The following is a 23,949-nucleotide window of genomic DNA, read 5'->3' as shown; positions in this document are numbered from 1 at the left end:
CGTGAGCACCTGCACGGCGTGACCATCGTCATGCAAACTTGACCAGCGACCACGTCACCGAGGCTGACTGGATGCGCCCGCTATTCCTGGTGGCGGAAGAACCAGTTTGCTCCTCTATCGGCACGTGAACAATAGGCGCAAACACAAGGGCTTTGCTCAACACATGCCGTGCAGCTACCGAGGGGCGTGGGCATCAGAGGACATGCAGTGGCGGGCGTCGAGATCAGCGGACTTTCCAAGCGCTACGGCGACGTAACGGTTCTTCAACCGACCGATCTCGTGATTGAAGGGGGCGAGTTTGTAGTCCTCGTAGGGCCATCGGGGTGCGGCAAATCGACGCTCTTACGAATGATTGCAGGACTGGAAGTACCAAGCGCGGGGCGGGTAGCGATCGGCGGCCGCGATGTGACCAATGCTGCCCCATCGGATCGCGGGCTGGCAATGGTGTTCCAGTCCTACGCGCTTTATCCACACCTCACGGTCGCCAAGAACATTGCGTTTCCGTTGAAGGTTGCGAAGGTCGCCAAGCAGGAGATTGCCGAGCGAGTTGCGGAGGTCGCGGCTATGCTCGACCTGTCCGAGTTACTCGATCGGCGGCCGCGTGCGTTGTCGGGCGGGCAACGCCAGCGCGTGTCGATCGCCCGCGCTGTGGTGCGGCGACCCAAGGTGTTGTTGCTCGACGAGCCGTTGTCGAACCTCGACGCCAATCTTCGCGCGCGCATGCGGCACGAGTTTGCGCGGCTGCATCAGCAGCTTGGCGCTACGATGATCTACGTGACGCACGATCAACTCGAGGCGATGACGCTCGCCAACCGCATCGTTGTGATGAGCGAGGGGCGTGTCGAGCAGGTCGGGCCGCCCATCGACGTGTACCGGCGACCGGCGAGCCTGGCGGTCGCCGCGGCGATTGGCTCGCCCGGGATGAACCTGCTGGCGGCGACGATCGCGTCGGTCGATGCTGACGGCACGACGGTAAGACTGGCAGGCGGTGAGACGGTGAGGACCGGCGCGATCGTCCCGGAGGATGCGGTAGGCGCGGCAGTCACGCTCGGCGTCCGGCCCGAACATCTGCGCGTAGATGACGCAGGGCCGTTCGTTGGAGCGGTCGAACTGTTTGAGCGGCTCGGGCCGTTGTCGTTCGCGCATCTCGGCGCACGCGGGGCGGCGGATACGATCGTTGCGCAGTTGCCGGGCGATCGGTCGGTGACGCTCGGCGAGACGTTGCGCGTCGGCGTCGCGGCCGAGGACGCGCATGTGTTCGGTGCCGATGGCCGCGCCTATCCCTTCAAGCTGCCGCCTAGCAGTCCAGTAAGATAATAACGCTGCATCGCGAGGAACAGCAGTAGCACCGGCATCGTCGTGATGACCGCCGCAGCCATCATCAGTTCGCCGTCCGCCGAATGCTCGCGCGCGATTGCCGCGACCGCGACTGGCAGCGTGTAGAGATGCTGGTCGGAAAGTACGATCAACGGCCAGAGGAAGTCGTTCCACGAGCCGAGGAACATGAACAGCGCCAGCGTGACGACGATGGGGGTAAGGAGCGGGAGGACGATGGTCACGAAGATCCGCGCCTCGCTCGCGCCGTCGATCCGGGCCGCGTCGATCATCTCATCGGGTATCGCGAGCGTCGCCTGCCGCACGAACAGGATCGCGAAGATACCTGCAAGGCTAGGCAGGATGACGCCCGCATAGCTGTTGACCAACCCGAGTTGTTTGAAGATCAGGAACAGCGGCAGCATCGCGACCTGCCCCGGTACAACCAGCGACGCGATCAGGATCTTGAGCAGCCGCTCGCGTCCGCGGAAGCGGAGCTTGGCGAAAGCGTAGCCGGCCGGCACCGTCAGCAGCAGTCCAAGTAGCGTCGAGATCGCAGCGATCGCGACGCTGTTTAACAATGCGGGGACGATCCGGTAGTCGAACCACGCGCCGTCGATCAGCCGCCGGACGAGGAGCTCATGGTAGTTCTCCAGCGACCAATGCGATGGCCAGAGTGGCGTCGGGAGGTTGCTCGATTCGCCGCGCGGCATGAACGACACCACCACCATGTAGAGCAGCGGCGCGATCGTCAGCGCGGTCAGCAGCGCGACGAGCGCATTTGCGAGGATCGCACGCGGTTTCATCAGAGCCATTCGTAGCGCCTCCCGATCCGCGTCTGGACCATCGTCAGCGCGAGGATCATCAGGAACAGCACGAACGCGACCGCGCTCGCCTGGCCCAGGTTCCACCATTTGAAGCCTTCGTCGAACATGAAATACAGGATCGTCGTCGTGCTCTGCGCAGGGCCACCAAGCGTCATGACATAGGGCTCGGCGAAAATCTGGAGGAAGCCCGCGACGCTCATCACTGCGGCGAGCAGCAACGTCGGGCCGATCGCGGGGAGGGTGACGTGGCGGAAGCGGCCCCAGCGGCCGGCGCCGTCGAGCCGTGCGGCCTCCATCAGGTCCTGCGACACCGCGGACAGCGCGGCGGTGAAGACGATCATGTTGTAGCCGTAGATCTTCCAGGTGACGAAGATCAGGATCGCCGGAATCGAGGTATGCGGGTTGCCCAGCCAGTCGACCGGTGCTGCCCCGACCGTCGCCAACGCACGGTTGATAAGCCCAGAGCGTTCGTTGAACAGGAACCGCCACACCACCGCGGTCGCGACAATGCTGGTGACGTAGGGCGCGAACAGCAGCACGCGCCACAGCGGCTTCCACCGCACGGTGGCATCGTTCAGCAGCAATGCGACCGCCAACGACGTACCGATCGCCATCGGCACGCCGAGCACCGCGAACACTGCGGTGTTCGCCAATGCGCGCCAGAACAGCGGCGTCGAGAACAGGTCGATGAAATTCCCCAGCCCGACGAAGCGCAAGTTCGCCCAGTCGGCGAGCGCGTAGATCGAGTAGTCGGTGACGGATAACGTCATCGCCAGTGCGGTCGGGATGACGAAGACCAGCGCGATGATCGCGAGCACCGGCGCCGAGAACAGCCAGGCGGCGCGTTCTTGTCGGGTCATGCGAGCGTCCCCGCCTCGACCAGCGCGCGGCGCTTGGCGAGCAACTGATCGACGCGCGTGTCGAGACCGGCGAGCGCCTGCGGAATCGTCTGGACGCCACGCACGACGCGCTCGGCGGCGAACTGGATCTCCAGCTTGATCCGCTCCCACTCGATTACTTTCGGCGCGGCGGCGGGAAAGCGCATCTGCTCCTTGAACGGTGCGAGTATCGGTGCGCGCAGTTGTGGGGAGGACCAGGCGCTCAGACGGGCGGGAAGATTGCCGATCATATTCTGGTAGCGGAGTTCGCTTGCCGGCGAACTGAGATGGCGGACCAGTGCCCACGCCTCGGCTGGGCGCGACGTCGAGGCGGACACGCACAGGCTGGTACTCAGCCCCGATACCGCGCTGAGCCCATGCGGACCGGCGAGCCGTGCCGTCCCCCAACGCGCGGCGGGGATCTCCGCGGCGCGGCGGTGAAGATCGAGCAACGTCGTCGGCCCGGTCGGCCAGATCGCAAAATAGCCCTGCGCGAAGGCCGCAACCGGGTCCTGGATCTCGGTCGAGAGTGCTTTCGGTGCGAGCCCCTCGGCGAAGATCCGCGCGTAATAGGCGAACGCGGCCTTTGCCTCCGTCGTCTGGAAATTGCCGCGCGTATCGTGGTCGCGGAGCATCGTCGCGCCGGTCTGGCTAAGCATCGTGATGAGCGTGTCCGGCCAGTTGAGCAGCAGCATGAACACGAAATCGTCGGGCCGTTGTCGCTTAACTGCACGACCCATGCGGAGCCAGCCGTCCCAATCCTCGGCAGGCTCCGCATAGCCTGCCCTGGCGAGGATATCCCGACGGTAGAACTGGATCTGCGGGGCGACCGACCAAGGTACGGCAAAGTCGCGGCCACGGACTCTCGTCGCGTCGAGCACCCCGGGAAACATGTCGCCGACCAGAGCGGGCGAAGGGATTGGGGCGATCGCGCCGATCGTCGCGAACTCCTGCACCCAACCGTTATACAGCATTAGCACGTCGGGCATGGCGTCGCCAGCTTGTGCGGTCAGCAACTTCTCGTGGCTCGCGGTCGCGGGCAGAGATTGCACGTCGACCGCTATCCCGGTCGCGGCGGTGAAGGCCGGCATCAGCATCGGCGAATAATCGCCCTCGTAACTCATCGCCCAGAATTTTAGCGGTTCGGGGCCGCGCGTGCCGGTACAGGCCGCCAGACCCAGCGTCGGCAGGAGCGCCAATGCACCCCTCCGCGTCCAGTCCTGCGCATGCTCCCCCATCGCAGGATCGTGGCGCATTGCGGCGTGTCACGCCACCCCCATTTCGACCCGATAATGACGAGAAAATTGCGCCAGGTTAATGCCTTGGCTGGGTTTGCGCAGCCGAGATGCTTGCTCCGCCGCCGACGTTGCGCCTAAGCCGAGCATAACGAACGCTGGCGGGGGCCAATGCCGGCGAACAGGGAGAGAAGTCATGCGCATCCTTCGCCGCCGTTATCTGCTGTCCAGCGTCGCGCTGCTTGCCGGGACGCCGGTCAACGCGCAGAACACGCCGCCGACGAACGATGCGTCCGCCGCGACGTCCGCTGCCGATCCAGCCAGCGAGATCGTCGTCACCGGATCACGCATCGCCCGGCCCGATTACGAAGCGCCGAACCCGATCGTATCGTTCAGCGCGGCCGACCTCCAGCAGTCGGGCAACACCAACGTCACGACCTTCCTTCAGCGCGTGCCGGCGCTCACCAATTCGCTCGACAGCACGCGCACCGCGGGCAGCAACCAGGCCGACGGTAGCTTCGGGCAGGTCGGCCTCAACCTGCTCGACTTGCGTGGGCTCGGTCCGAACCGCACGCTCGTCCTCGTCAACGGTCGCCGCCACGTGGCAGGCCAGCCTGATACTGCGGCGGTCGACATCAACGCGATCCCGACCGACCTGATCGAGCGAGTCGACGTCCTGACCGGCGCGACCTCCGCGGTGTACGGCGCCGACGGCGTATCGGGCGTCGTTAATTTCGTGCTGAAGCGCAATTTCGACGGCGTCGCGGCGCGCAGCCAGTTCGGCATCTCCGACCGCGGCGATGCCGCCAACCGGTTCGCATCGCTGATCGCGGGACGCAACTTCGCCGATGGCCGCGGCAATCTGACGCTGGCGTATGAATACAACGCCGACCAGCCGCTTGCGAACGACGATCGCCGCTATCTGGCGCAGGGCGAGCGCCAGTATTTCGTCAATCTCGACGGCTATGACCCCGCGCGGCCCGGCAGCTACAAGATCGGACCGGTTGGCGACCTGCGCTATCCGTACAGCTCGAACCAGGGCATCGTGTACATCGGCGACCAGGTTTTCCGCGGCGATGCTGCGCTCTACACGCCGGGCCGCTTCCTGCAGAACGACGGCTATTCGATCGGCGGCGACGATACCCCAGTGGCGGGGTATATCGGCGACATCTTCCCGCGCACCCGCCGCCACGCGGTCAATGCGCTGACGCATTACGACGCGTCGGACGCGTTCAAGATCAGCCTGGAGGGCAAGTTCGTCCAGTCGACCGTGACGAGCTTCAGCGGTTATGGTGGCAATTATCCCGCGACGATCGCGCTCGACAATCCGTTCATCCCCGCGAGCATCCTTGCAGCGGCGACCGCGGCCGGTCTCGGCTCGGTCGACGTCAACCGCAACAATTTCGACATTCCGCGGCGTGGCGAAGAGGATCGGCGCCGCACCTATCGCGGTGTCGTCGACGTCACCGGCCGCATCTCGGAGCACGCCAGCTACGACGTGTCGTACACCTACGGGCAGACCGATGTCCGTGCGACCAAGCTCAACGACCGCCTCAACGATCGCTTCCTGAACGCACTCGACGCGGTGCGAGGGCCGGGGGGAACGATCGTCTGCCGCTCGGCCCAGGCGCGTGCGGCGGGCTGTGTCCCGGTCAACACATTCGGCGGCAACACGGTGGATTTAGCCGCGTTTGGCTATTTCCTCAGCAACCCGGCGAGCGATGCGCGGATCACGCAACACGTCGCCAACGCCTCGCTGACCGGCGACTTCGGACAGGTCTTTACGCTGCCCGGCGGGCCGATCGCGTTTGCGGCAGGTGGCGAATATCGCCGTGAATCGAGTAGCTTCCGCCCCGCGCAGGCGCTTACCGACAACGCATTCTACCAATATGACGAATACATCATCCCAACCCCGTCGAGCGGTCATTTCGATGTATGGGAAGCGTTCGGCGAACTCAACGCGCCACTCCTGAAGGACGTGCCCTTCGCCAACCTGTTGTCGGTCGGCGCGGCCGGGCGCTATTCGGACTATTCGACGGTCGGCTCGACCCGCGCCTACCAGTTCAACGCGATCTACGCGCCGATCCGCGAAATTAGCTTCCGTGGTTCGTACGGTCGCTCGGTCCGCGCGCCCAACATCGGCGAGATCTTCCGCCCGCAGACCGGCACCAGCAACTTCTTCTCCGATCCGTGCTATCTGAGCAATCGCACGCTCGGCGCACCGTCCCGCGCGGCGAACTGCCAGGCGCTGATCACCGGCGTAGGCGGCGACCCGGCCACCTTCACGGCGCAGAACAATCCGAACGCAACGATCTTCATCCCCGGCACGCAACAGGGCAATCCGGACCTGCGTGCGGAGGTCGCCCGCACATGGACGGCTGGCGTCGTGCTGCGCCCGGTCTCGGGTCTGTCGATCGGTCTCGACTGGTACGACATCCGCCTGCGCGACGCGATCAACACGCCCGATGCCAACGCGATCGCCGAGCTCTGCGTCGACCAGCCGTCGCTCGACAACGCCTATTGCGGCTCGATCAGCCGCCAGCGCGGCACGGGGTTCATCGATGGCTACGTCGTCCAGCCTCAGAACGTCGCCGCATTCCGCACTGCCGGCGCCGAACTCAACATCGCGTATCGGTTCCGTACCGCACGGATCGGCGCGTTCGATATCCGCTTCGTCGGCGGTTATCTGAACAAGCTCGAGCAGATCGCCACGCCGGGTGCGGTGATCGAGAACAATGTCGACCAGATCTTCCGCCCCAAATACAATTTCAACTTCTCGCCGAGCTGGACGGCCGGCGCGCTGACACTGGGCTACAATCTGCGCTGGCAGGACGGCGTTCGCCGCTTCACCCGGATCGACAGCGACGCCAACCCTAGCCTCGTCGACCCGCGATACTTCCGCTTCAAGGAACTCTGGCAGCACGACATCCAGGCGAACATCGCGGTCAACGAGCGTTTCTCGTTCTACGGCGGAGTCAACAACCTCGCCGACCAGAAGCCGGACATCGGCTTCCAGACCAACGTGCCGATTTCACCGGTCGGCCGCTATCTCTATGCAGGCGCCAAGCTGCGCTATTGACGTGGTTTTGGTCACGACCGGCGGGCATTGAACAAGCGTGCCGCAATACGCCTACCCGAGTTTTTCCTCGACGGTGTACCCGCAACGCCCGATAGATAGGGGTGCGTTGCCTACTTGAGAAAAGAAGCCTTTGCTGACCGACCACATGATGAGCCTGATCACAAGGGAGGAAGGATCCTTTATAGATCCCAGTTGCACCGTGATCGATCCCCATCTCCTGACGCTGCGCAAGGGATCGTTTGTCGGTCCCGGAGGACTGATCGACGCGGGCGGGACGGTCGAGATCGGCGAGGCGGTCCGTATCAGCTACCGGTGCACCATCATTTCTCTCACGCACCACATCACCCGCTCCGTCTGGCGGCGTGGCGTAGACGGTGACCGATATCGTCCAGTCATCATCGAACGAGGGTGCTGGATCGGCGCCAACGTCACGATCTATCCCGGCGTTACGGTACGCGAAGGTTGCGTCATCAACGCTGGCTCAGTGCTTGCCATATCCACCGATCCCAACGGGCTTTACTGTCCCCCTTATGCTGCCCGCATTAAAGATCTCGAGATCGATTGAGGACCAACTGACCTGGCGATTGAACAGGCGGTTCGTCAGAAACTCTCCAATATCAGGAATCGTGAATAATCTGTGGAATTGTCACAGAAGATCCACATCGCCCACCTAAGGGATTTGCAGCAACGCGGAAGCGCGCGCTGTGATTTCAAAAGGGGTTTCGATGCTTCGTTCCATGCGACTCTCGTCGCGCGCGGCTTTGCGCGCGTTGTTGATGCTCGGCTCCACCGCTTCTGCCGTGATGGCGGTAACGGTTTCCGCTCAGGCCCAGGATTATACCAACATCGCCGCCTCCGGGCGCGTCACAACTCAGGACGGAACCGCAATCGCCGGCGCGGAGGTGAAGATCACGTCCTCGGATCGTGGCGTCAGCCGTGTGGGCATGACGGATACGACGGGCGCCTACACGATCCCGCAGCTTCCGCCTGGCGCCTATGACGTTGCCATCGCAGCGGCGGGTTTCGCGACTTACAGCGAACGCGGGATCGCGTTAACCCGTGAAACGGGCGGTGCCAACAGCTTTCGCCTGGTTCCGGCCGAGCAGAGCGGCGACATCGTCGTCGTCGGCACGCGTCAGCGCACGGCCGACTTCCAGGACACCACGGTCGGCAGCACGATAAATCTCGGCTCGCTGACGACGCGCGTGCCGATCGGGCGCACCTTGCGCGACGTGATGTTGCTGACTCCCGGCGCGGTCCAGGGCTCGTCGCCGTCGAATGGCGGCTTCTCCAACCAGGTGTCGATCGGCGGCGCAGCGTTCACCGAAAACGCGTTCTACATCAACGGCCTGAACGTGACCGATTTCGTGTCGGGCGGGCAGCCGGCCGAAGTGCCGTTCGACTTCTACCAGACGGTCGAAGTGAAGACCGGCGGCGCCCCCGCGGAATTCGGTCGCGCGACCGGCGGCTATGTGGTCGCCACCACCAAGTCCGGCACCAACGATTATCACGCGAGCGTCACCGGCATCTGGGAGCCCGACGATCTTCGCGGCAGCGCGCCGTCGACCCGCACCGTCGATTATCGCAACGCGACCGCAAGCCGCAAGGAGCTGGTGTTCCAGGCGAGCGGCCCGATCATCAGGGACCATCTGTTCGTCTACGGCCTCTACAACATGCGCGAAATCCGCACGCTCACGCCGCAGGCCAACCAGAACAACGCGACGGGCGTGGCGAACACCAGCCCGTTCTGGGGCGGCAAGGTCGACGGCTACATCAATGGCGATCACCATTTCGAATTCACCTATTTCGACACCACGAACGAGACGCGCAACCGCAGCTACGCCTGGGACCGCACCGACCACCGTCTCGGCGACAAGACCGGCGGCACCAATGCGCGGGCGGGCGGGATCAACTATGTCGGTCGCTACACCGGGACGTTCACGCCGTGGCTGACGCTGTCGGGTGCATACGGCGTGAACAAGCTGCGCTCGGGCAACGTCCCGCTCGACGTCACCAACCCGCAGGTGATCGATTACCGTACCGATCCGGCGGGTATCCAGATCGGCGCCAACAAGGTGACGGACGCGTTCAGCAGCACCGACAACCAGCGTGAATTCTACCGCGCCGATGCCGATCTCCAGTTCCAGCTGCTCGGCGCGCACCATGTCCGCTTCGGCTATGATCACGAGAAGAACACCCAGTCGCAGACGTTCGAGACGATCGGCGGCGGCGCTTACAAGATCTTCAACGTCACGGCCCAGTCGGCTGCAAGGATCGGCGCGCCGGTCGGCACGCAATATTACACGACGCGTGTCTATGAGCAGAGCGGCGTCGCGCATGTCCGCAACGAAGCCTTTTATTTGCAGGACCAATGGTCGCTGCTCGACAACCGCCTGCGCCTCGATCTGGGCGTCCGCAACGATCGCTTCAGCAACCAGGGCGTGAACGGGAAATCGTTCTTCAAATCGGGCGACCTATGGGCGCCGCGCCTCGGCGCCGCGTTCGACCCGGTCGGCGACGGTCGCACCAAGATCTTCGGGTCCTATTCCAAATACTTCCTGCCGATGGCGGGGGACATCAACCTGAACGTTGCCGGCAGCCTGGTGACGTACACGCGCTATAACCTTTTCAATGGCGTCAGCGGCGCGGGCAGCGTTCCCGTCGCCGGCACGCCGCTTCTGTCGGTCGTCAACACCACGAACTGTCCCGACACCGGCATCAAGAATTGCGAAGTTTCGGCGGATGGCTCGGCGTTCAATCCGGCTGGCGCGATCGCGAGCAACATCAAGCCCCAGTCGGATCGGGAGTTTATCATTGGTGCCGAGCACCAGTTCAGCGACCGCATCCGGATCGGCGCCTATTACACGCACCGCGAACTGACCAACGTGATCGAGGACGTCTCGATCGACGCCGGCGCGCGCGCCTATTGCGTCGGCAAGGGCTTCACCGCGGCGGCGTGTCTGTCGGCGTATCCAGGCGGCAGCCAGTTCGTCATCGGTAACCCGGGCAAGGACATCACGACGCAGATCAACAAGCTGCCTGACGGCTCGACCCCGACCGTGACGCTGAAGAAGGACGATCTCGGCTATCCAAAACCGAGCCGCAACTACAACGCGCTGACGCTCACCTTCGATCGCAGCTTCGACGAGAAGTGGAGCCTGTCCGCCTCATACACGCTCGCGTTCGACAAGGGGAATTACGAAGGCGGCGTGCGATCGGAGAACGGACAGCTCGCGATCAACCGTACCGCGGATTTCGATTCACCAGGGTTCGTCAACGGCGCCTATGGCTATCTGCCCAACGATCGCCGCCACAGCTTCAAGGCTTACGGCCGCTACCGCCTGTTCGAAGCCCTCGACCTCGGCGCCAACATGCTCGTGCAATCGGCCCCGCATTACAGCTGCATCGGCGCCGTTCCGCTCGCGGTCGACGCCTATGCCAACACCTATCATGGCTATGGCTATTACTGCCAAGGCGAGCTGATCCCACGCGGTACGGCGTTCACCGGCGACTGGTTGGCGCAGGTCGACGTCAGCGCGGTCGTTCACCTGCCGATCCCGCATCTCCAGGCGTCGCTGCGAATGGACGTGTTCAACCTGTTCGCCAGCTCGGCGGTCACGTCGTTCAACAACTTCGGCGAGTTGAGCGACGGGTCGGCCAATTCCGACTACCGCGCACCGGTGAGTTACCAGACGCCGCGCTCCGTGCGGTTGACGGCGGTCGTCGGCTTCTAGGCATCGCTTGCGCGTGGAGCGAGGCATGGAGCATGTCTCGCCCACGCTGGTTTACCGGTGAAGCCTATGATGGAGGGCACGATAGAGAAGCGATCACAGCGGCAGAGCGAGATCATGGCCCGGCTACGGGGTGGCCGGACCTTGTCGGTGACGGCGCTGGCCGCCGACCTCGCAGTGTCCGACGAGACGATCCGCCGCGAGTTGCGCGCGCTCGAGGATCACGGCGTCATCATCCGCGAGCATGGCGGCGCGCGGATGACGACGCCCGTGCACGAGGGGCCGCTGCACCAGCGCATGGAGGAGAATGCCGACGCGAAGATCCGTGTCGCACGCGCTGCGGCCGAGTTCGTGCAGGACGGCGCGATCGTGTTCATCGACTCCGGCACGACGAGCTGCTTCATCGCGCGGCATCTGGCCGACCGGCGCTCGCTCACGGTCATCACCAACTCGCTGCGCGTCGCGAGTGATCTGGGCGGGATCAACAACAACCGCCTGTTCCTCGCGGGGGGCCAGATGGATTATGACTACCGCGCATTCTCCGATCACGTCGCGCAGGACTATGTCCGCGGTTTCACCCCGCATCTGGCGATCCTGTCGGTCGGCGGCATCAGCCTGGAGCGCGGGCTGATGGACTTTCATCCGGGCGAAGCGGCGATGAGCCGGATCGCCTATGCCACGTCGAAGCAGGTGCTGCTCGCGGCGGATGCTTCGAAGTTCGGGCGGTACGCGCTGATCCAGACGGCGGCGATGAGCGATGTCGACATCCTAGTGACCGACAAGCCGTTGGAAGACGACTATGCCCGCGCCTTTGCTCACGCCGAGGTGGTGATCGCCTGACGCCGCCGCCCGGCGCGGATAAGCGGGGGCGCCGCGACGAGGATCAGCAGCGCGCCGGCGGCTGCGACGGCGGCGTGGAGCAACCAGAATTGCGGGCTCGCGATCCGCTCGTAGAAGACGCCGCTGAACCCGGCCCACAGGCTCGCGAAAACGCCGTGAAGGTAGAACAGCCCCATCCAGAAGCCGACGAGATGGCGCGGTGCGGTGCCCGCGATCAGGCTTAGCGCGGACGGCCAGATCAGCACGATCGCACCGTCGATGAGGATCAGATAGGCGAGCGTCCAGGGCAGCGCGAGCGGGTGGCCGCCACTGGTCGCGTCTCCCAGCGCGAGGACCAGATAGCCCGCCGAACACAAAACCCCGCCGAGGAAGATCTGCGTCACCGCGCCGATCCGGATGCCCCGCCGTTGCAGCGCCCGCGACGCGACCTGTGACACCGCGATCAAAGCCAGCGTGAAGGCACCGTCGAGCGAAAGGAACCACGCCACCGGCATGGTCCAGCCGAAGACATGCCGGTCGGCTCGCGTCCGCGCCCAGACCAGGAAGATGTTGCCGAGCTGATCATAGGCGGAATAGCAGAGGTACACCGCGGCCAGCGCGAAGACGAGCAGCGCGGTCGATCGAGCTGGGTCGGGTGATGACGCCGCCAAGTCCGCGGGAGGGGCTGCTGGCGCCGCACGGCCGGTCACCGCGTAGATCGCCAGCCCCAGTGCGACGGCCGCGGCCGCTGCGCCGATCGCATAGTCCTGGCCGGCAAACGCGGCGAGCGCTCCGCAGACCAGCGGCCCGCAGATCACTCCGGCGTTGAGAAAGCCGAGATAGACCGCGTAACCACGTCGGCGCTGCGCTTCGTCCTGGAAAAGCGCGCCCAGTTGTGCGGACAGGTTGCCCTTCAGCACCCCCGCGCCGATCGCGAAGGGGACGAGCCCGACCAGGAATGTCGGATCGCCAAGCATCAGTGTCAGGCCGAGCAGCATCCCGACACCGCCTGCCGCGACCATCGCGCGCCGGTTTCCGACCACATCACCGATCAGCCCGCCAATCGGTATTGCCAGATAGATCAGCGCATTGGCATAGCCGTATAGCTGCGAGGCAAGTCCGGTGGCGGACAAGGGTCCGAACATCGCCGTGCTGGTCTCGCTGAAGGCGGTCGCGCCGACGACGCGCGACACGTCGCCGACGAGCACCCGGTCCAGGAAGATCAGTACCAGGACCGACTTCACGCCCGAGACGGCGAAGCGTTCGAGGAACTCCATCGTCGCGAGCGACAGAAAGCTCGCGCTCAGCAAGCGCTCGCCTTCTACCGCGCCGTCTCTTCGCATTGCGTCCGCCCCTGCCAAGCGCCGCAACTAGGCAGGCTTCGCGACACGGCCATGACAGTAGGAGCGGCTCAGGCGGGGTGCGGAAACGCCGCGGCGGGCTCGCTGATGCCGGGCCGCCCAGTCTCGACATGCCCCGCCAGGCGCAGCCGGACGCCATTCGCGGAAGTCAGCAACAGGTCGTACCAGTGATGGTCGGCCAAGATGATCGGAACCTTTGCCGTGGCGTCGGCAGCGACCGCGATCTCGCGTCGCTCGCCGCTGTGCGCGCAGTGCAGCGCCATCGTCACCGGCGCATTGCCGCGGTTGCAGAGCTGCAAAATGCCGGCCGTGCCGTCTTCACGCCATAGCGGCACTGCTTCGACCCCTGCGCTCCCCGCCTGGCCGCGATAGTCGCGCTGGAATCCGTTTGGTCCCCGAACGACCAGCGCGTGCGGCTGGTCCGCTTGGATCGGCCAAGTCTCGCTCAGACGGGAGTTCGCCGCCACGGTGAAGTAGCGCCAACCGGGAAAATTCACTTCGTCCTGGACGCCGAAGACGATCCCGATCGGGCCTTGGTTGACGAAATTCAGCGTGAGCGCCGCGTCCGACCAGGCGGGCTCGACGGCGAAACGGTACGGCAGCGGCCGCGCGCGCCGGGTTCCGGGTTCCTGCACCGGCACGCCTTTGCCCTTGGCGATGATCGGGGCGGGCGCGGTCGCGCAAAGTCGCTCGGTTTCCTCGACATAGCCGGCGACCGACGGAAGCGCCGCCGCCCAGCGTGTGTCGAGGCGTGCGCTGTGCGGCACGTCGAAGTCGAAGATCGAGGTGAGGTCGCCGCACACCGCTCGCCGCCACGGCGAGATGTTCGGCTCGGCAACGCCGAAGCGCTTCTCCAGGAACCGCAGCACCGACGTATGGTCGAACAACTGCGAGTTGACCCATCCGCCACGTGTCCACGGCGAGATCACCGTCATCGGCACCCGCGGCCCCAGGCCGACCGGCTCGCCCTGATAGGTCTCGCTTCGGACGTCGACGTTGCTCGCACCGTAGCGCGGTGCGATCGCGGGGACGGGGGCCGGAACGTGATCGAAGAAGCCGTCATTCTCGTCATAGTTGAGGATCAGCGCGGTCTTCGCCCACACCTTCGGGTTGGACGCGAGCGCCGCGACCACACTGCTGATCAGGACCTCGCCGAACGGTACGGGCGCGTCGGGATGCTCGCTCATCTGCATCATCGGCACGATCCACGACACCGCCGGCAGCCGGTCGGCGGCGACGTCCGCGGTGAACGCGGCGATCAGGTGCTTGGCCTGCGTCTTCTCGGGATCTTCTGGTGCCACGCCGTCGATCCAGTCGACGTACGCGCGCCCGCGACGGTAATGCGGCGACGACCGGTCCAGCTTTCGGAACTCGCTGAAATAGCCGAGCGGATTGTCCGAATAATTGGCAACCTCCTGGTACACGCGCCAGGGAATTCCCGCCTCCTCGAGTCGACCTGCATAGGTGCGCCACGGCAGGCCCTGCGTCGCGTCGTCCTTGGCCATGTCGGCGCCGGGGTTGGCATCGGTGCCGCCGTTGGTGACGCAATAGACGCCGTCCTGCCCGACGCTCAGGCCGTTCGTGCCGCTGAAATGATAGAGCCGGTTCGGGCCGGTCGGGCCTTGCAGCGAGCAGTGATAGCCGTCGCAGATCGTGAACTGGTCCGCCAGCGCATGATAATACGGAATGTCGGCGCGGGTCAGGTGCGCCATGGTCAGCGGGCCCTTCTGCTCCGCCCAGACGTCCCAGTTGCGCCAGCGCGCCTGGCTGTCCTTCCAGCTATGGTCGAGCCCCGTGAAACAGCGCGCGTTGCTGCTGTTGTAGTCGAGCCGGAACGGCCAGGTGATTCGCCCGCCATCACGGTCGGCACCACGTTGCGCCCAGACCGATCGGCCGCCGGGCAATGTCACCGGGCGCGGATCCGCAAAGCCGCGCACGCCGCGCAACGTGCCGAAATAATGATCGAACGACCGGTTTTCCTGCATCAGGATCACGACGTGTTCGACGTCCATGATCGAGCCGTTCGTAACCGTCCGATGCACGCGGTTCGTTGCGCGCGTCTGCGCGGTGGCGGCTACGCCGGATGCACCAAGCAGGAACGCCCTTCGACCAATCGCCATTTTTGTCTTCCAAACATTGCTACGCGACGCGCTGTTCCGACAGGAGCTTTGCACCCTGTTCGCACGCGGCAATACACGAGCAATGTGACGCGTCGAATGCGATCTGGAATTAGTGACCGGGTCAGACACTATGCCAACATTGCCCAGCAGCCTGCATACTCGACATGACGACGGGCAGTTGGTTGTTCCTCGCCAATGACCATACCACCCGTTGGCTCGTCATGGCAGGAAGCGGTACCGCGGGCAGGATGGCCGCGGCTGCGATGGCGCGGACGATGGGCAACACGGCGCTGGTAACGCTAGTCGACCCCGATTCGGTCGGCACCGTCGACTTTGGCGAGTCCACCATCCCGCCGCTCGTCACATCCAACCGGCTGCTAGGGATCGGCGAGGCCGACTTCATGTAGGCGACGAAGGCGGCATCCAAGCTCGGCACCCCGTTCGACGGCTGGGAAGACGGCAGAGATCATTATTCCCTTCGTTCGGGACCACGGGCAAGGACTATTGGTCCGCCAGCCTATAGCATTTCTGGCTGAACGGCCGGACGCGCAGGCACGACGAGTCTATGACGCCTATTGCCTGGAACTTGCCACCGTTCTGGCGGCAGTGTGCGGCAATGCCGATCCTCAAGAGCCTGGCGCAGAAGATCGATCTGTTCCTCGAAACGGGCCGGTGATCCGCCGTAACGAGGGACTGTTTTGCGGAAAACAGTTGGGGCAGGTGATCATGGGGCAGGGCATCCTCCCGAGCGCATCTTCCGATCGCCGACAAGCTGCGCCAGGGGTGGGCGTGTCGCTGCAAACCCTCAGTCGCGTCATCAACCGGGAGACGGACGTCCGGCCCGAGATGATCGCGCGGGTGCAGCGGCGATCGACCGCCTCGGCTATGTCCCGTCGATCGCGGCACAGCGAATGCGCGGATCACACTCCTACCCTGGATCGTCGCGGCAACGACTGGGAGCGGACGATCGCGGACTGGCGGGCATGGCAGGGCACCGACTGGATCCACTGCGCGCGGCGCGGCTTGCAACCGAGCATCTGGTTGCGCTTGGCCACCAGCGGATCGGTTTACCGCGAGTCCGTTCGACTTTGCGTTGAGCGCTGGCGGATGACCGGCTCGTGGTAGGCAATGGCGAACGCGTGGCTCGGCGTCGGCGGCCTGCTTGCGCGCGGCTATTTTGGCTATGGGTCGGGACATGCGGCGGCGATCTCGCTGCTCAATACCGCCGATCCACCGACCGCGATCATCGCCAGCAACGATCAGTTGGCGATGACGACGCTGGAAGTATGTCGCGAGCGGGGAATTGCTATTTCGGACGACGTGTCGCTGGTCAGCTTAGACAGTACGCCGATCCTGCGTTTCACCCACACGCCGCTGTCCGCAATCGACCAGCCGATTGCCGATGTGGCCGTACGCGCCATGAGATTATCATCGCCGAGCTGGCGGGCGAAGAGGCACCAGCGCAACCTGTTGTCGTGCCAGCGAAACTTGTCGTGGGTCATTTTATGGTTTGCTGCCTTGGTCCTGAACGCGTGCCGGTCGGCGGTGCACCCACAGCGCGCCAACGTCGATAGCCCAAAATCACTCGACAGGGTAATCGGCCGCATCGCGTATGGGAAGCTGACGTTTAACCACGATCTGATTGCGGGGATACCTCGCGTCCAGAAGCAACGGGCAACCGCTTCAACTCCAATCCACCGAGGCATTTAGGTAGCCCGAACGCACGGCAGCCGCCGCAGCATTCAAACAAGCTGCGGCGGCACTGTATTCCGCGTTGCATACGCGCGTGCAAATCTCACGCGGGCTACGGTCGGTTACCGATCGATTGGCGGCATACCGACCCTAGACCGATCAGTTGTCCCGTTCGGCGCGCTTGCGGTCGGCCTTGCGGGCGCGACTCACTGCGGCGGCGTGCTCACGGGCACGCTTTTCCGACGGCTTCTCGTAGTGCCGACGCAGCTTCATCTCGCGATAAACACCTTCTCGCTGCAGCTTTTTCTTCAGCGCGCGGAGGGCTTGGTCAACATTATTGTCACGGACGATGATCTGCATTCGACTGAGGCTCTCGGCTGTCTTTGTTATTTAGCGGTCGGAGTTGCTTTATGACTGGCATCCGCAAAAGCCAAGGCGCAAATATCGCGCGTTGCGTTAGACCAGTCCTCGCCTCGAGAGATAACCGGTGACGGCCTCACGTAGCGTCTCGCCACCGTGAATGCCCAGTTTGGTCCGTCGCCACAGGATGTCGTCGACGGAGCGTGCCCATTCCTTTTCTATCAGATAGTCCACTTCGCGGGTCGAGAGGCCGTGGCCTAGGTCTTCGACATGGGTCGCATCGCCCAGCACGGCGTCGATTCGCGTGCCATACGCGTGCGCCATCCGCACAGCCGTCGCGGTGTCGAGAAATGGCCAGCGTTCGCCAACCGTCTTTGCAAACGCCGAGATCCCGCCCGGGGGCAGATCCCCGCCAGGCAATGGCGCGTCGTCGGTCCACGCCTCGGTCATCGTCGGAAGGAATGGCGCAAGCTCCTGCAACGCGTGTTCGGACAGGCGTCGATAGGTCGTGATCTTGCCCCCGAACGCGGACAGGATTTGAGGCGCCTCGCCGGTACCAAGCTTGAGGACGTAATCGCGCGTGACCTTGGACGCGTTCGCGTTGCCGTCGTCGAACAGCGGACGGACCCCGGAATAGCTCGTCACGACGTCCGCCGGAGTCGTCTGGCGCGTGAAATACCGGTTCACGCTGGCGCAAAGATACTCGGTTTCGTCCGAGTCGATGGTCGGCGCCGAGGGATCACCGTCGAACGGCTTGTCGGTGGTGCCGACGAGCGTGAAATTGTCCTGATAGGGAATCGCGAAGATCACCCGCTTGTCGTCGTTCTGCAAGATAAACGCGTGATCGCCCTCGAAGAGTTGCGGCACGACGATATGGCTGCCCTTCACCAGTCGCGGCGGGGGCTCGTGATGCGCCGCCGGCATATTGTCGAGCACCTTGCCCACCCAGGGCCCCGACGTGTTGGCGATCGCACGCGCGCGGACGATGCTGCCGTCGCCGAGCTTGGCGACCCACCGGTCCGCCGCGCGCGTCGCCCCTTCGAACTTCACGTGCGTGCGGATGTCGGCGCCGCGCTCTGCGGCATCAACCGCGTTCAGCACGACCAAACGCGCATCGTCGACCCAGCCGTCGGAATAGACAAAGCCGCGTTTCACGGGCTTCAGTCCCTTGCCCCATGCCGTATGGTCGAGCCGCACACCGATCGACTTGGGCAGTCGGCTGCGGCCACCGATATGATCGTACAGGAACAGGCCGATCCGGATCAGCCACGCCGGGCGCATGCCATCGGCCAGCGGCATGACGAACCGCATCCCGCGGATCAGGTGCGGCGCGATGTCGAGCAGCTTTTCCCGTTCCTCAAGGGCCTCTCGGACCAGCCGGAACTCGTACATCTCCAGATAGCGCAGGCCACCGTGGATCAGCTTGGAACTCGCGGAGGACGTATGCGCGGCCAGATCGTCCTGCTCGACCAGCATCACGGATAATCCGCGGCCGGCGGCATCACGGGCGATCCCGGTGCCGTTCACCCCGCCGCCAATGACGAGGAGATCTACCTCGTTCGATCGGCTGCTGTCCGATCCGGTGTCACTGCTCATGCCTTGGTCCTCGAACGTGTTCGATCGACCGCGTCCTGCCACCCCGCCATCAGGGCCGTCCGCTCGTCGGTCTTCATCTTCGGGGTGAACGTCCGATCCTCCTTCCAGGCTCCGGCGATATCGTCCGGACCGTTCCAGATGCCGACCGCCATGCCGGCGAGGAACGCGGCCCCTGCGGCCGTCGTCTCGATATTGGCCGGGCGGACCACGTCGGTATCGAGCATGTTGGCGAGAAACTGGCAGAACCAGTCGTTCGCCGCCATGCCACCATCGACGCGGATCTGACGGGCATCGCGCGCACCGTCGGCGACCATCGCGTTCATCAAGTCGGTGGTCTGGTAGGCGACCGACTCCAGTGCGGCGCGGGCGATATGCGATCCGGTTGCGGCGAAGGTGAGCCCGGTGATGCTCGCGCGTGCGTCCGGGTCCCAGTGCGGCGCGCCGAGCCCGACGAAGGCCGGCACCATGTAGACCCCGCCATTACCGTCAAGCTTGGTCGCCATGTCGTTGGTATCGGCGGCCCGATTGATCAGCCCGAGCCCGTCACGCAGCCACTTGATCGCAGCACCCGCGACAAAGATCGATCCTTCGAGCGCATAGGTGATCTCCCCGTCGAGCTGGTAGGCGATCGTCGTCAGCATGCCGTTCTTGCTCGTCACGGCCTCCTTGCCGGTGTTGAGCAGGACGAAACAGCCGGTGCCGTAGGTCGATTTGGCGTCGCCGCGCTGGAAGCACGCCTGGCCGACCACCGCCGCCTGCTGGTCGCCCGCCATTCCGCCGATCGGAACCGCCTTGCCGAGCAGGTCCGGCGTGGTCTCGCCGAAGATCGTACTGTTGTTCTTGACCTCGGGCAGCAGGCTCTCGGGAATGTCGAGCATCCGGAGCATGTCCGGGTCCCACGCGCCCTTGTGGATATCGAACAGCAGCGTGCGCGAGGCGTTCGATGCGTCGGTCGCGTGGGCCTTGCCGCCGGTCAGCCGCCAGAGCAGGAAGCTGTCGATCGTCCCGAACGCCAATTCGCCCCGGTCGGCGCGGGCACGGACACCATCGACATTGTCCAAGATCCATTTGAGCTTCGTCCCCGAGAAATACGGATCGAGGATCAGCCCAGTACGCTCACGGACCAGCGACTCGTTGCCGTCAGCCTTCAATTCCGCACACAGCTTGGCAGTACGGCGATCCTGCCAGACAATCGCGTTGTGGACGGGCTTGCCGGTCTCGCGGTCCCAGACCACCACCGTCTCGCGCTGGTTGGTGATGCCGATCGCCGCGACCTTGCCGCCGTCTGCGTCGGCTGCCTCTTTCAGCGTAGCGACGGTATCGCGCCAGATATCCTCGGCATCATGCTCGACCCAGCCGGACTGCGGGTAATGCTGCGCGAACTCGCGTCGCACCGTCTGGCGGGGGACGCCGTCGGTGCCGAACGTCATGCTCCGGGTCGAAGTCGTGCCCTGGTCGATTGCCAGGATGATGGTGTCGGTCACGCCTTACTCTCCTTCGTCAGTTCGGGGATCATTGCGGGCCGGCGACGGGCTTGTCGCGCGGCAGGAATGGTCGAATCAGCAGATGCTGGAGGCCACCTCCGATGACGGCGCCGATCAGCGGACCCGCAATGGGTGCCCACCAATAGTTGCCGACGCCCGGAAACGCCGACTTGTCCCAGCCCATCAGCCAAGCGAAGGTTCGAGGCCCAAGATCACGGGCCGGGTTGATCGCCCAAGCCTCCAGATACCCCATCGACGCGCCGATCACCGCGACCAGCAGGCCGATCACGATCGCCCCGAAGTTCGCTTGCGGAGCCATGGTGTTGAACTCGTCGGTGATCGCGAAGATCCCGAAGATCAGGATCGCGGTCAGGATGATCTCGTCGATGAAGCCCTTCATCGTCGTCACCGCGACACCCGGCGCGGTGAAGAAGATACCCGCACCGCCGCCGCCGGCACGCGTCAGCTGCTGCGTCGCGTTGAAGTGATCGATGACGTTGTAATACAGCGCATAGACGATCGCCGCGCCGAGGAACGCGCCGACCAGCTGAGCGCACCAATAGGGCAGGACCTTCTTCCACGGGAAGCCGCGATACAACGCCAGCGCGAGCGTCACGCCGGGGTTGGCATGCGTTCCGGAGACTGCGCCGGTGACGTAGATCGAGATCGAGACCGCCATGCCCCAGGTGATGCAGACGCCCCAATAGGCCGTCTTGTACGGGCTGGGATCGTAGAGCGTGTACATCGCCGCAACCGACAGACCGAACGTCATGACGATGCAGATCGCGACCGCTTCGGAAATGAGCTCGCCGAGATAGACCTTTGCTTCCGGGGTCATCGGCATGTCCCGATCGACGACATCGACGGCCGATCGTTCCGATCCGGGCTGGCATGGTCGATCGACATTATGCTCTCCTCGTTGGACGCCGAATCAGGTACGTCGTCGACGTCCCTCGTTCGCTGCGGACATACTTGCATCAGCGTGCGACGACGTAACGTGAATTCATCCCTGGGCCGGCCTCGCTACTGAGAACAGCCACGGCGACGTCACCGCGCCAGCGATGTGAATTCGCTCACCAGCGCGTCGAACACGGTGCGGCAGCGCGGGCTGCTGCCAAGATCCTCGTGCATCACGATCCAGACGGGAAGGTCGATCGCGAAGGCATCCGGCAGCACGTGGATGAGGTGTGGGTGGCGTTTTGCGATCGGGACCTGACAAATGCCAATACCGAAACCCGATCGGATCGCGGCAAGCTGTGCGACGTCGCTGTCGATCCGCAAAGCAAAGGCACCGCGCCGGAGATCGGGAAATCGTTCGGCAAAGGCTCGGATCGCCGGGGTTTCGGTATCGAAGCCGATCAGGTCGTGACCGGCGAGTTCGCTCATCGTCGCGGGGGTACCGCGTCGTGCCAGATAGTCGTCACGGGCGTGAAGGCCGACGGCGATCGAAGCCACCTTCTGGGCGACCAGCGATTGCTGGACGGGTTGGGTCATGCGCACGGCGATGTCCGCCTGACGCTGGAGCAGGTCGTCGACGGCGTTCGACGCGGAGATCTCGAACGTCAGCGCAGGATGGCGAAGCCTCAGTCGTGCCAGCATTGCCGGCAGGTGTTCGGCGCTGACAACCTCGCTTGCGCTGATCCGGACCGTCCCTTCGACGGCGCCTGCGCGTCCTGTCGCGGCGCGCAGCAACGCTGCTGCGGTAGCCGCGAGTGCGTCTGCATAGGGCTTGAGTTCCAACGCGGTTGCGGTCGGTGTCAGTCCGCGCTGTGTTCGCACGAACAGATCGCGTCCGACAGCATGTTCCAGCGCGTCGATATGCCGGGAGACGCTGGGTTGCGTGAGGCCGAGCATGCGCGCGGCACGCGATAAGGAGCCCGTGCGCAAGACCGCCTCGAACGTGCGGTAGAGATCCCAGCTTGGCGATCTGTCCATGCAATTTCGTATAGCCGATCCACACATATCGGCAATTTCGTTTCACCGTGTGACGCTGCAATTCTCCCTCACACGCAGCGGAGACGAGACATGGAACGCAACGTCGCTTTGGTATTGGGAGCAACCGGTGGAATCGGAAGTGCGGTCGCACAGGTGCTCGCGTCGCGCGGATGGCAGGTTAGGGCGCTTCACCGAAACCCGGACGCGGTGACAGGGAAATACGGCTTCGACTGGCGCCAGGGGGACGCGATGATCGCGAGCGATGTTGCCGCCGCCGCCAAGGGCGTTTCGCTGATCGTTCACGCCGTCAACCCGCCCGGCTATCGCAACTGGGCCAGACTGGTGCTGCCGATGATCGATAACACGATCGCGGCGGCGCGTGCCAATGGCGCCACGATCCTGTTGCCGGGCACCGTGTATAATTACGGGCCCGATGCGTTCCCCGAACTCACGGAAGATGCACCGCAGAACCCCCGGACGCGTAAAGGCGCCATTCGCGTCGAGATGGAGCGGCGGCTGCGCACGTTCGTCGAGACCGGGACTGGTCGCGTACTCGTCGTTCGTGCCGGCGACTTTTTCGGTCCAGGGGCCGCGAATACCTGGTTCAGCCAGATCGTGCCGGCGGGCAAGCGGCCGACCGCGATCACCTATCCAGGCCGGCGCGGGGTAGGGCATCAATGGGCCTATCTTCCCGATGTGGCCGAGACGATGGTGCGCCTGATCGAAACCGATGGCCTCGACGCGTTCGCGACCTTCCACATGGAAGGCGTATGGGATCCCGACGGCACGCAGATGGTCGACGCGCTTTGCCGCGCGCTGGGCGACCCGGCGGTGCCGGTCCGGCGAACACCGTGGTGGATCATGCGACTGGCTTCACCGTTCGTGACGATGCTGCGCGAGGTGATCGAGATGAAGTACCTCTGGGACCAGCCGGTTCGCATGGTGAACGGGAAGTTGATCGCGCAACTGGGATCCGAACCGAGTACCCCACTGCACCTTGCCGTTCGCGGTACACTGGCAAGCATGGGGTGCCTGAAGCCGGCCTAGGTGCGTTGGCATTCGCGGGATGGCACTTGCTCGGCAATGGGGGGCTAGGGGCGGAGGGTCATGGTGTTAGTACAGGAGCGAAGAACGACGATGACCGCCACCGAAGCGCATGATGCCGTATTCGCGCTTATCGCGGCGCGCGCGCCCGGCGCGACGGTTTGCCCGAGTGAAGTGGCTCGGGTTCTTGCCACCACGACCGGTCCGGACGGGCAGGGGCTGGATTGGCGAGGCATGATGCCGACCGTACACGCCGCGATCGATCAACTGGTCATCGACGGTCGCGTTCGTCTGAGCTGGAATGGCCAGGCGCTCGCGTCACGCGCTGGACCTTATCGGATCAGCCGCGTGTGATCGTCGATGCCATCGATACTGCGGATGCACACGACTTATTGCTTATGAATGCCACGCGAACCGGTTTGTCGGCCGTCCCGTCGGTGTTATCCCAAGTGATGGCCAACATCCTGCGGGACG

Annotated in this window: 20 protein-coding genes; 10 read left to right on the top strand and 10 right to left on the bottom strand. The window is 64.4% G+C overall.

Going from position 1 to position 23,949, the window contains the following annotated elements; genetic code table 11:
• Positions 1–186 precede the first annotated feature (186 nt).
• The gene (locus AC1ME3_RS15605; RefSeq protein ID WP_480953895.1) at positions 187–1,317 is read left to right on the top strand and encodes an ABC transporter ATP-binding protein; all 1,131 of its coding nucleotides are present in this window, start codon (positions 187–189) and stop codon (positions 1,315–1,317) included.
• Here the strand turns inward: AC1ME3_RS15605 and AC1ME3_RS15600 are convergent.
• Genes AC1ME3_RS15600 through AC1ME3_RS15590 form a run of 3 tightly spaced genes read right to left on the bottom strand, consistent with a single transcriptional unit; the run spans position 1,278 to position 4,275 of the window.
• On the bottom strand, positions 1,278–2,129 hold the full coding sequence (locus AC1ME3_RS15600; RefSeq protein ID WP_480953894.1) for a carbohydrate ABC transporter permease: 852 nt from the start codon (positions 2,127–2,129) through the stop codon (positions 1,278–1,280). The two genes, AC1ME3_RS15605 and AC1ME3_RS15600, sit on opposite strands and share 40 nt — an antisense overlap.
• Complete coding sequence (locus tag AC1ME3_RS15595) at positions 2,120–3,001, bottom strand: carbohydrate ABC transporter permease (RefSeq protein WP_480953893.1); 882 nt, start codon at positions 2,999–3,001, stop codon at positions 2,120–2,122. The genes AC1ME3_RS15600 and AC1ME3_RS15595 overlap by 10 nt, the downstream gene beginning before the upstream one ends.
• A complete protein-coding gene (locus AC1ME3_RS15590) occupies positions 2,998–4,275 on the bottom strand; it encodes an extracellular solute-binding protein (RefSeq protein WP_480953892.1) in 1,278 nt (425 codons plus the stop codon). Before AC1ME3_RS15590 ends, AC1ME3_RS15595 begins: the two co-directional genes overlap by 4 nt.
• Before the next feature lie 175 nt (positions 4,276–4,450).
• On the opposite strand from AC1ME3_RS15590, the gene AC1ME3_RS15585 reads away from it, so the two are divergent.
• The 4 genes from AC1ME3_RS15585 (at position 4,451) to AC1ME3_RS15570 (ending at position 11,904) form a co-directional block, all read left to right on the top strand.
• Entirely contained in the window at positions 4,451–7,333 is a 2,883-nt protein-coding gene (locus tag AC1ME3_RS15585; RefSeq protein WP_480953891.1) for a TonB-dependent receptor plug domain-containing protein, read from the top strand.
• A gap of 130 nt (positions 7,334–7,463) precedes the next feature.
• Positions 7,464–7,898 carry an acyltransferase gene (locus AC1ME3_RS15580; RefSeq protein WP_480953890.1) on the top strand — a complete coding sequence of 145 codons (435 nt, stop codon included), beginning with the start codon at positions 7,464–7,466 and terminating at the stop codon, positions 7,896–7,898.
• 160 nt (positions 7,899–8,058) lie between these two features.
• The gene (locus AC1ME3_RS15575; protein ID WP_480953889.1) at positions 8,059–11,067 is read left to right on the top strand and encodes a TonB-dependent receptor; all 3,009 of its coding nucleotides are present in this window, start codon (positions 8,059–8,061) and stop codon (positions 11,065–11,067) included.
• A gap of 66 nt (positions 11,068–11,133) precedes the next feature.
• Complete coding sequence (locus AC1ME3_RS15570; RefSeq protein ID WP_480955849.1) at positions 11,134–11,904, top strand: DeoR/GlpR family DNA-binding transcription regulator; 771 nt, start codon at positions 11,134–11,136, stop codon at positions 11,902–11,904.
• On the opposite strand, the gene AC1ME3_RS15565 is transcribed toward AC1ME3_RS15570, so the two are convergent.
• Together AC1ME3_RS15565 and AC1ME3_RS15560 are read right to left on the bottom strand one after the other, a co-directional pair.
• On the bottom strand, positions 11,880–13,226 hold the full coding sequence (locus AC1ME3_RS15565; RefSeq protein ID WP_480953888.1) for a POT-type proton-dependent oligopeptide transporter: 1,347 nt from the start codon (positions 13,224–13,226) through the stop codon (positions 11,880–11,882). The two genes, AC1ME3_RS15570 and AC1ME3_RS15565, sit on opposite strands and share 25 nt — an antisense overlap.
• Before the next feature lie 68 nt (positions 13,227–13,294).
• Positions 13,295–15,364, bottom strand: a complete 2,070-nt coding sequence (locus tag AC1ME3_RS15560; RefSeq protein WP_480953887.1) for a phosphocholine-specific phospholipase C — start codon at positions 15,362–15,364, stop codon at positions 13,295–13,297.
• Positions 15,365–15,528: 164 nt separating this feature from the next.
• On the opposite strand from AC1ME3_RS15560, the gene AC1ME3_RS15555 reads away from it, so the two are divergent.
• The 3 genes from AC1ME3_RS15555 to AC1ME3_RS15545 all read left to right on the top strand — a co-directional run bounded on the left by AC1ME3_RS15555 (position 15,529) and on the right by AC1ME3_RS15545 (position 17,074).
• Entirely contained in the window at positions 15,529–15,771 is a 243-nt protein-coding gene (locus AC1ME3_RS15555) for a tryptophan 7-halogenase (RefSeq protein WP_480953886.1), read from the top strand.
• Between the two features lie 265 nt (positions 15,772–16,036).
• Complete coding sequence (locus AC1ME3_RS15550; protein WP_480953885.1) at positions 16,037–16,489, top strand: helix-turn-helix domain-containing protein; 453 nt, start codon at positions 16,037–16,039, stop codon at positions 16,487–16,489.
• A gap of 3 nt (positions 16,490–16,492) precedes the next feature.
• Complete coding sequence (locus AC1ME3_RS15545; protein WP_480953884.1) at positions 16,493–17,074, top strand: substrate-binding domain-containing protein; 582 nt, start codon at positions 16,493–16,495, stop codon at positions 17,072–17,074.
• Between the two features lie 141 nt (positions 17,075–17,215).
• On the opposite strand, the gene rpsU is transcribed toward AC1ME3_RS15545, so the two are convergent.
• The 5 genes from rpsU to AC1ME3_RS15520 form a co-directional block, all read right to left on the bottom strand.
• On the bottom strand, positions 17,216–17,416 hold the full coding sequence (gene rpsU, locus AC1ME3_RS15540; RefSeq protein WP_031393196.1) for a 30S ribosomal protein S21: 201 nt from the start codon (positions 17,414–17,416) through the stop codon (positions 17,216–17,218).
• A gap of 96 nt (positions 17,417–17,512) precedes the next feature.
• Entirely contained in the window at positions 17,513–19,012 is a 1,500-nt protein-coding gene (gene glpD, locus AC1ME3_RS15535) for a glycerol-3-phosphate dehydrogenase (protein ID WP_480953883.1), read from the bottom strand.
• Positions 19,009–20,496 (bottom strand): glycerol kinase GlpK, encoded by a 1,488-nt coding sequence (glpK, locus tag AC1ME3_RS15530; protein WP_480953882.1) that lies wholly within the window; start codon positions 20,494–20,496, stop codon positions 19,009–19,011. Before glpK ends, glpD begins: the two co-directional genes overlap by 4 nt.
• A 28-nt stretch (positions 20,497–20,524) precedes the next feature.
• Positions 20,525–21,334 carry an MIP/aquaporin family protein gene (locus AC1ME3_RS15525; RefSeq protein WP_480953881.1) on the bottom strand — a complete coding sequence of 270 codons (810 nt, stop codon included), beginning with the start codon at positions 21,332–21,334 and terminating at the stop codon, positions 20,525–20,527.
• 209 nt (positions 21,335–21,543) lie between these two features.
• The gene (locus AC1ME3_RS15520; protein WP_480953880.1) at positions 21,544–22,431 is read right to left on the bottom strand and encodes a LysR family transcriptional regulator; all 888 of its coding nucleotides are present in this window, start codon (positions 22,429–22,431) and stop codon (positions 21,544–21,546) included.
• Positions 22,432–22,521: 90 nt separating this feature from the next.
• Between AC1ME3_RS15520 and AC1ME3_RS15515 the strand changes: the two genes are divergently transcribed.
• Positions 22,522–23,478: an NAD-dependent epimerase/dehydratase family protein gene (locus AC1ME3_RS15515; protein ID WP_480953879.1), complete on the top strand. Its 957-nt coding sequence runs from the start codon at positions 22,522–22,524 to the stop codon at positions 23,476–23,478.
• 90 nt (positions 23,479–23,568) lie between these two features.
• Positions 23,569–23,829 carry a DUF3253 domain-containing protein gene (locus AC1ME3_RS15510; RefSeq protein ID WP_480953878.1) on the top strand — a complete coding sequence of 87 codons (261 nt, stop codon included), beginning with the start codon at positions 23,569–23,571 and terminating at the stop codon, positions 23,827–23,829.
• Positions 23,830–23,949: the final 120 nt, after the last annotated feature.

The organism is Sphingomonas sp. BL2 (assembly GCF_056680015.1).
This window is presented reverse-complemented; position numbering and strand designations above follow the sequence as displayed.